The following is an 8,291-nucleotide window of genomic DNA, read 5'->3' on the forward strand; positions in this document are numbered from 1 at the left end:
TGGCCGCGCTGCCGCGCGGCCAGCGCGAGGCGGCGCTCAGCGTGGGCATGCGCGAGTTCCAGTCGAAGATGCTCGTGGAGTTCCCGCAGGCGTTCCGGCAGATGCTGCCGATCATCGTCGCGCAGCTGGTCGTGCTGCTCAAGGACACGTCGCTCGGATACATCGTCGGCTACAACGAGATCATCCGGAACAACATCAACAACCTCGGCAGCTTCTACGGCAACCGATACCTGTTCTCGCTGTTCGTCGTGACGCTCGCGATCTACCTGACGATCAACCTGCTGCTGTCCTGGTTCGCCCGCTGGCTCGCGCGTCGTACGGCGAGCGGCGGGGGCAAGGTCCGTCGCGGAAAGGGCGAGGATCCGACGAATCCGGCGACACTGCTGCGAATCGAGGCGACCGCGTCCGCGGCCGGCTCTCACCGCATGTAGTCGGACCGAGCGACGGCCGGTACCCCGGCCGTCGGTAGACTCGTCTCTCGTGTCCGACGCTCCCCAGAACACCGAGATCGCGCCCGAGGCGGTGACCGCCGCCGTCGACGATGCGCTCGCCGCCATCGCCGTTGCCGACGACACCGCGGCGCTCAAGGCCGCACGCTCCGCACACGCCGGGGAGGGCTCGCCGCTGGCGAAGCTCAACTCCCGCCTGCGCGACGTGCCGAACGAGAAGAAGGCCGAGTTCGGCAAGCTCGTGGGCCAGGCCCGCGCCCGTGTGAACCAGGCGTTCTCGGCCCGTGAGGAGCAGCTCGCCGCCGCCGAGACCGCCGCCCGGCTCGAATCGGAGCGTGTGGACGTCACGGCGCTCGCCTCTCGTGCGCGCGTCGGGGCGCGGCATCCGATCTCTCTCTTGCAGGAGCAGATCGGCGACATCTTCGTCGGCATGGGGTGGGAAATCGCGGAGGGTCCCGAGCTCGAGCACGAGTGGTTCAACTTCGACGCCCTCAACTTCGACGTCGACCACCCGGCGCGCCAGATGCAGGACACGTTCTTCGTCGATCCCGTCGAACGTCACCTCGTGATGCGCACGCACACCAGCCCCGTGCAGGTGCGCTCGATGCTCGAGCGCGATCTGCCGCTGTACGTCCTGTGCCCCGGCCGCGTGTACCGCACCGACGAGTTCGACGCGACGCATCTGCCGGTCTTCACGCAGTTCGAGGGCATCGTCGTCGACAAGGGCATCACGATGGCCCACCTCAAGGGCACGCTCGACCACGCTGCCAAGGTGCTGTTCGGAGCCGAGGCCAAGACGCGGTTCCGCGCGAACTTCTTCCCGTTCACCGAGCCGTCGGCCGAGCTCGACCTCTGGCACCCGACCTTCAAGGGCGGTGCGCGCTGGATCGAGTGGGGCGGCTGCGGCATGATCAACCCCAACGTGCTGCGCGCGGCGGGGATCGACCCGGAGGAGTACTCGGGCTTCGCATTCGGCATGGGCATCGAGCGCACGCTCATGTTCCGCAGCGACGTCCAGGACATGCGCGACATGGCCGAGGGCGATGTCCGCTTCAGCGAGCAGTTCGGAATGGTGGTCTGATGCGCGTCCCGCTCTCTTGGTTGCGTGAGTACGTCGACCTCCCGGCCGAAGCCACGCCCGAGGACGTCCTCGCGGCGCTCGTGCGCGTCGGCTTCGAAGAAGAGGACGTCCACCGCTTCGAACTGCAGGGTCCGATCGTCGTCGGCGAGGTCGTCGAGTTCGTCGAGGAGCCGCAGTCCAATGGCAAGACGATCCGCTGGTGCCAGGTCGACGTCGGCGAGGAGCACGGGGGAGTGCGCGGCATCGTGTGCGGCGCGCGCAACTTCTTCGTCGGCGACAAGGTGCCGGTGACCCTGCCGGGCGCTGTGCTTCCCGGGCCCTTCCCCATCGCCGCGCGCAAGACCTACGGGCACGTCTCGGACGGCATGATCGCCTCGGCGCGCGAGCTCGGCCTCGGCGAGGAGCACGACGGCATCCTCCGCCTGGTCGAGCTCGGCATCGACGCCCCCGTCGGCACCGATGCGATCGCGCTGCTCGGCCTCGACGACGCAGCGGTCGAGATCAACGTCACGCCCGACCGCGGCTACGCCCTGTCGATCCGCGGCGTGGCGCGCGAGTACTCGCACTCGACCGGCGCGGCGTTCCGCGATCCCGCCGACCGTCCGTGGGACGAGGTCGCGCCCGGATCGGGGTTCCCGATCTCGATCGATGACCACGCTCCGATCCGCGGGCGTGCCGGGGCGACGGAGTTCGTCGCCCGCGTCGTGCGCGACGTCGACCCGACCAAGCCGACGCCGGCCTGGATGATCGCGCGCCTGACGCTGGCCGGCATCCGCTCGCTGGGCATCCTGATCGACATCACCAACTACGTCATGCTCGAGCTCGGCCAGCCGATCCACGGGTACGACCTCGACAAGCTCCAGGGCGGCATCACCGTCCGCCGTGCGCGCGTGGGCGAGAAGCTCGAGACGCTCGACGGCAAGGAGCGCGCACTCGACCCCGAGGACCTGCTCATCACCGACGACTCCGGCCCGATCGGCCTGGCCGGCGTCATGGGCGGTGGCGCCACCGAGATGAGCGGCACCACCCGCAACGTGCTGATCGAGGCGGCGACCTTCGACACCGTCTCGATCGCGCGCACCGCGCGCCGGCACAAGCTGCCGTCCGAGGCATCTCGCCGCTTCGAGCGCGGCGTGGACCCGCTCGTGCCGTTCGTCGCCGCACGCCGCGTCGCAGATCTCATGGTCGAGTACGCCGGCGCAACCAGCGACGAAGAGTACGGCGGTGCGGTCTTCGCCGAGGTGTTCGTCGCGGGGATCGAGCTGCCGCCGCTGTTCGTGCCGCACCTCATCGGGGTCGATTACACGCCGGGGCAGATCGAGAGCGCGCTCCGCCTCATCGGCTGCGAGGTCGTCGAAGCCGAGGACGACGCCGCCGGCTGGCACGTCATCCCGCCGTCGTGGCGACCCGACCTGACCGATAAGTGGACGCTCGCCGAGGAGGTCGCCCGCATCGAGGGCTATGACCGGATCCCGTCCGTGCTGCCGCTTCCGCCGTCGGGCCGCGGGTTGACGGCCGCCCAGCAGGGCCGTCGTCGCGTCGCGAACGCGCTCGCTGCCGCCGGCTACATCGAGACGCCCTCGTTCGGGTTCACCACCGAGGAGCAGAACGACCTGCACGGATCCCCTTCGGGCGCGCGCCTGCCGAGCGTCAAGCTCGCCAATCCGCTCGACGGCCAAGCGCCGTTCCTGCGCCGGTCGCTGATCCCCGGATTGCTGCAGGTGGCGCACCGCAACGTGTCGCGCGGCTTCACCGACCTTGCGCTGTTCGAGACCGGCGTGGTGTTCCTGCCCAAGCCCGGCGTGGCGTACGGCACGCCACACGTGCCGCCGCTCGCGGTGAGGCCGGATGCCGCAACGCTGGCCGAGCTCGACGGGTCGATCCCGCCGCAGCACCGCCACGTCGCGGTTCTGCTGGCAGGCAATCTCGTCGCCAAGCAGCCGGGCGTCGCGCCGGTCGCCGCCGAGCTCTCGGACGCGCTCGACGCCGTGCGCACGATCGCGGGTGCCGCCGGTGTCGCGATCGACGTGGCACAAGGGCAGCGCGCCGCGCTGCACCCCGGCCGGACGGGCGTGCTGTCGGTCGCCGGCACCGAGGTCGGCTATGTCGGAGAGCTGCTGCCTGCTGTCGCCGAGGCATCCGATCTTCCCGGCCGCGTCGTCGTTGCCGAAGTCGACCTCGACCTCGTGCTCTCGCTCGCGGGCGAGAAGGTCGTCGCGGCGTCGCTGTCGGGCTTCCCGGCCGCCACGCAGGACGTCTCGCTCGTGGTGCCTGCCGACGTGCCGGCCGCGGACGTGCGGGCGGCGCTCGTGGACGGCGCGGGCGAACTCCTCGAGTCGCTGCGACTCGTCGACGACTACCGCGGCCAGGGCGTGCCTGAGGGTGCCAAGAGCCTGACGTTCGCGCTGCGCTTCCGCGCATCCGACCGCACGCTCACCGCCGCCGAGGCGACCGAGGCGAAGCTCGCGGGCGTGGCAGCGGCCGCCGACCGCTTCGGCGCCGCGCTGCGCGAGTAGGCGCGCGGCGCCTTCCGCCGAGGGCGGATCCGGATGCCGTGGGCCCGCCTGTCTGGTTGGCTGATGCCATGACCGACGTGCTGGTGCTGGGTGGTACGGGCTGGGTGAGCGGGCGCATCGCTGAGCGGTGGGCCGACGCCGGAGCATCCGTCACGTGCCTCGCCCGTGGTGGGAGGCCCGCTCCCTACGGGACGACGCTCGTGGTCGGCGACCGCGACGTGGTCGGCGCGTACGACGGAGTCGCGGGACGCGAGTGGGACGAGGTCGTGGACATCTCGTCGAATCCGGTGCACGTGGCCGGGGCGCTCGAGGCGCTCGGGGGCCGTGCGAAGCACTGGACCTACATCTCGACCGTGTCGGTGTACGCCGACCACGATGAGCCCGGCGCCGGCGAGTCGGCCGCCGTGCTGACGCCTGCAGGCCCGGGGGAGGACGAGGACTATGGCCGAGCAAAGGCGAAGGCCGAGGCATCCGTCCGCTCCGCTCTCGGGGGGCGCGCGGCGATCGTGCGTCCGGGGCTCATCGTGGGCCCGGGGGATCCCACCGATCGCTTCGGCTACTGGGTGGGGCGCTTCGCGCTCGCCGCGGTCGGCGACGTGCTCGTGCCGGACGTCGCGGGCCGGGGAGCGCAGGTGATCGACGTCGACGACCTCGCGGACTTCGCGCAGGCCCTCGGCCGGGAACGATGGACCGGCGTGGTCAATGCCGTCGGCGATCCGGTGGCGCTCGACGCATTGCTCGGCGAGGCGCGGAGCGTGGCAGGGCATGCGGGCGCGACCGTCGTGGCTACCGACGCATGGCTCGAGGAGCGCGAGGTGGCCCACTGGGCGGGTCCTCGATCGCTGCCGCTCTGGCTGCCTCCCGACATGCCCGGGTTCTGGACGCGGTCCAACGCGGTGTACCGGCTCCTCGGCGGGAGGCTTCGTCCCCTCGCCGAGACCCTGCGGCGCACGCTCGACGACGAACGGGCGCGCGGACTCGACCGCGACCGGCGGGCCGGGCTGTCGCGCGCCGACGAGCTCGCGCTGCTGGCGGAACTCGCCGGCTGAACCCGCGTCCGCCGCTCTCGGCTTTCGAATCGCTCACTTGCACGCCGCGTGGCCGCGGAGGTGCAAAGTGCGCGATTCGAAACGGGATGGCGGCGCGAGGAGGATTTGCGGATGCCTCGACCGGGCCGCTAGGGTCGGCGCATGCCTTCGGCGGCCCAGGTTCTCGCAGCGCTCGTTCCGAGCGCCGCTCCCGCGCGCCGACCGCGACTCCGCCTTTCCCGGCACCTGGGCGAGCGCCGACTCTAGGCGACCCCGTACGCCGTCCTGTCATGGACGTCTGCGAGCGGGCGTCGCCGTCTCCGGCCCCCGCACCCAGACTCTAAGGTGGAATCCATGACATATTCGGTCGCCGTCTCCGGCGCATCCGGCTATGCGGGCGGCGAGATCCTGCGGATCCTCGCCGCGCATCCCGACGTCGAGATCCGCACCGTGACCGCGCACTCCAACGCGGGACAGCCGCTCATCCAGCACCAGCCGCACCTGCGGTCGCTGGCTCATCTGACTCTGCAAGACACCACGCCCGAGATCCTCGCGGGGCATGACATCGTCTTCCTCGCCCTCCCGCACGGCCAGTCCGGGCAGTACACCGACGCGCTCGGCGACACACCACTGGTCATCGACGCCGGTGCCGATCACCGGCTCGAGTCCGTGGCCGACTGGGATCGGTTCTACGGTGGCGACTTCCACGAGCCATGGGTGTACGGGGTTCCGGAGCTGCCGGTCGCGGGTGCGAAGCAGCGCGAACGACTCGTGGGCGCCGCCCGCATCGCAGCCCCCGGCTGCAACGCCTCGACAGTGAGCCTGAGCCTCGCACCGGGTGTCGCAGCGGGCGTGATCGACCCGGGCGACATCGTCACCGTTCTGGCGGTCGGTCCGTCGGGCGCCGGTAAGAGCCTCAAAGCCAATCTGCTGGCCAGCGAGATCCTCGGCAGCGCGAATCCCTACGCGGTCGGCGGCACGCATCGGCACATTCCCGAGATCCGGCAGGCGCTCGTCGCGGCCCGACCGTCGGGCGAGGCGAAGACGGATGCCCCGGACCGCGGCATCCGGATCTCGTTCACTCCCGTCCTGGTCCCGATGGCGCGCGGCATCCTCGCGACGTCGTCGGCTCCGATCGCGCCGGGCGTCACGGACGACCAGATCCGCGGCGCGTGGGAAGCGGCATACGGCGACGAGACGTTCGTGCAGCTGCTTCCGGCGGGACAATTCCCGCGGACGGCCGACGTGCTCGGCGCCAACACCGCCCTCATGGGGCTCGCGATCGACCGCGCCGCCAACCGCGTCGTCGTGGTGACGGCGGTCGACAACCTGACCAAGGGCACCGCCGGCGCTGCCGTGCAGTCCATGAACATCGCGCTGGGCCTCGACGAGGGCACGGCTTTGACTGTGAACGGAGTAGCCCCGTGAGCGTCACCGCGCCCCAGGGTTTCGAAGCGGCCGGAGTGGCCGTCGGCCTCAAATCGACCGGCAAGCCCGACGTCGCCGTCGTCGTGAACCGCGGACCGCTCAAGGTCGGCGCTGCGGTGTTCACGAGCAACCGCGCGAAGGCGAATCCCATCATCTGGTCGGAGCGGGCCATCCAGGACGGAGTGGTCGAGGCGATCGTCCTCAACTCGGGCGGGGCGAACTGCTTCACCGGATCGTTCGGCTTCCAGACCACGCACCAGACCGCCGAGAAGGCGGCCGAGCTGCTGGGGGTCAGCGCCGGCGATGTGCTGGTGTGCTCGACCGGACTCATCGGCACCGGCGACGAGGAGTTCCGGGCCAAGGTGCTCGCCGGGACGGCGCAAGGCATCGCCGAGCTGTCGGCGGACGGCGGGGAAGCAGCATCCCTCGCCATCATGACCACGGACTCTCGACCCAAGCGCGCCGCGCACACGCAGGACGGCTGGACGATCGGCGGCATGGCCAAGGGCGCCGGGATGCTGGCGCCGGGCCTTGCCACCATGCTCGTGGTGATCACGACCGACGCGGTGCTCACCGCCGAGGAGGCCGACGCTCACCTCCGGCACGCCACCCGCCTCAGCTTCGACCGGCTCGACTCGGACGGCTGCATGTCGACCAACGACCAGGTCACGCTCATGGCCAGCGGCGCGTCGGGCATCACGCCCGACCCCGACGCCTTCCGCGAGGCGCTCGCCGAGATCTGCACGATCCTCGCGGAGCAGCTGCAGGGCGACGCCGAGGGCGCGAGCCACGACATCACGATCTTCGTGCAGAACGCGGCGTCCGAGGAGGACGCCCTCGAGGTGGGCCGCTCGGTCGCCCGCAACAACCTCTTCAAAGCGGCGATCTTCGGCAACGACCCCAACTGGGGCCGGGTGCTCGCTGCGATCGGCACGACGCAGGCGGCATTCGATCCGTACGACGTGGACGTCTGGATGAACGGCGTGCGCGTGTGCGCCGCCGGCGGGCCCGATCGGCCGCGTGAAGAGGTCGACCTGACTCCTCGCGCCACCGCGGTGATGATCGACCTCAAGGTGGGGACCGCGTCCGCCCGGATCCTCACCAACGACCTCACCCACGACTACGTCCACGAGAACAGCGCGTACTCCTCATGACAGACCTGCAAGACACGGATCCCGGCGAGGCCAGCGCCCGCGCGGTCACGCTCATCGAGTCGCTGCCGTGGCTCAAGCGCTTCCGCGAGCAGATCGTGGTGGTGAAGTACGGCGGCAACGCGATGGTCTCGGAAGAGCTGCAGGATGCCTTCGCCGCCGACATCGCATACCTGCGCTACGTCGGGGTCAAGCCCGTGGTGGTTCACGGCGGCGGCCCGCAGATCTCGTCGATGCTCGACCGCCTCGAGATACCGAGCGAGTTCAAGGGCGGCTACCGCGTCACCTCGACGGAGGCGATCTCCGTCGTCCGGATGGTGCTGACCGGCCAGATCAATCCGCAGCTGGTGTCGAAGATCAACGCGCACGGCCCGGTCGCGACCGGGCTCAGCGGCGAAGACGCAGGCCTGTTCGGCGGCCGCCGCCGAGGCGTGGTGATCGAGGGCGTCGAGCACGACCTCGGCCGCGTCGGCGACGTCGTCGAGGTCGACCCGCAGCCCGTGCTCGACCAGCTCGCGGCGGGCCGCATCCCGGTCGTCTCGAGCATCGCGCCCGACCTCGACCACCCAGGTCACTCGCTCAACGTGAATGCGGATGCCGCGGCATCCGCTCTTGCGGTGGCGCTCGGCGCGGCCAAG

Annotated in this window: 7 protein-coding genes; all 7 read left to right on the plus strand. The window is 70.8% G+C overall.

Translation table 11 applies throughout. The features are described 5' to 3' along the window. On the plus strand, window positions 1-431 hold a 431-nt coding region (locus tag ACLKM7_RS15485; RefSeq protein WP_436448058.1), incomplete at its 5' end, for an ABC transporter permease subunit. Between the two features lie 49 nt (window positions 432-480). Further along, window positions 481-1,530, plus strand: a complete 1,050-nt coding sequence (gene pheS / locus ACLKM7_RS15490; protein ID WP_436448059.1) for a phenylalanine--tRNA ligase subunit alpha — start codon at window positions 481-483, stop codon at window positions 1,528-1,530. Then, on the plus strand, window positions 1,530-4,046 hold the full coding sequence (pheT, locus tag ACLKM7_RS15495; protein WP_436448060.1) for a phenylalanine--tRNA ligase subunit beta: 2,517 nt from the start codon (window positions 1,530-1,532) through the stop codon (window positions 4,044-4,046). Before pheS ends, pheT begins: the two co-directional genes overlap by 1 nt. Before the next feature lie 68 nt (window positions 4,047-4,114). Beyond that, window positions 4,115-5,095, plus strand: coding sequence for an NAD-dependent epimerase/dehydratase family protein (locus ACLKM7_RS15500; protein ID WP_436448061.1), 981 nt, complete (start codon window positions 4,115-4,117; stop codon window positions 5,093-5,095). Window positions 5,096-5,428: 333 nt separating this feature from the next. Continuing rightward, entirely contained in the window at window positions 5,429-6,502 is a 1,074-nt protein-coding gene (gene argC / locus ACLKM7_RS15505) for an N-acetyl-gamma-glutamyl-phosphate reductase (RefSeq protein WP_436448062.1), read from the plus strand. After that, on the plus strand, window positions 6,499-7,656 hold the full coding sequence (gene argJ, locus ACLKM7_RS15510) for a bifunctional glutamate N-acetyltransferase/amino-acid acetyltransferase ArgJ (protein ID WP_436448063.1): 1,158 nt from the start codon (window positions 6,499-6,501) through the stop codon (window positions 7,654-7,656). Before argC ends, argJ begins: the two co-directional genes overlap by 4 nt. Next, window positions 7,653-8,291, plus strand: a 639-nt coding sequence (gene argB, locus ACLKM7_RS15515) for an acetylglutamate kinase (RefSeq protein ID WP_436448064.1), incomplete at its 3' end; no start/stop codon positions are given. The genes argJ and argB, both read left to right, overlap by 4 nt.

This window comes from Microbacterium sp. I2, from assembly GCF_051364985.1.
In the GTDB taxonomy this organism is placed as follows: domain Bacteria; phylum Actinomycetota; class Actinomycetes; order Actinomycetales; family Microbacteriaceae; genus Microbacterium.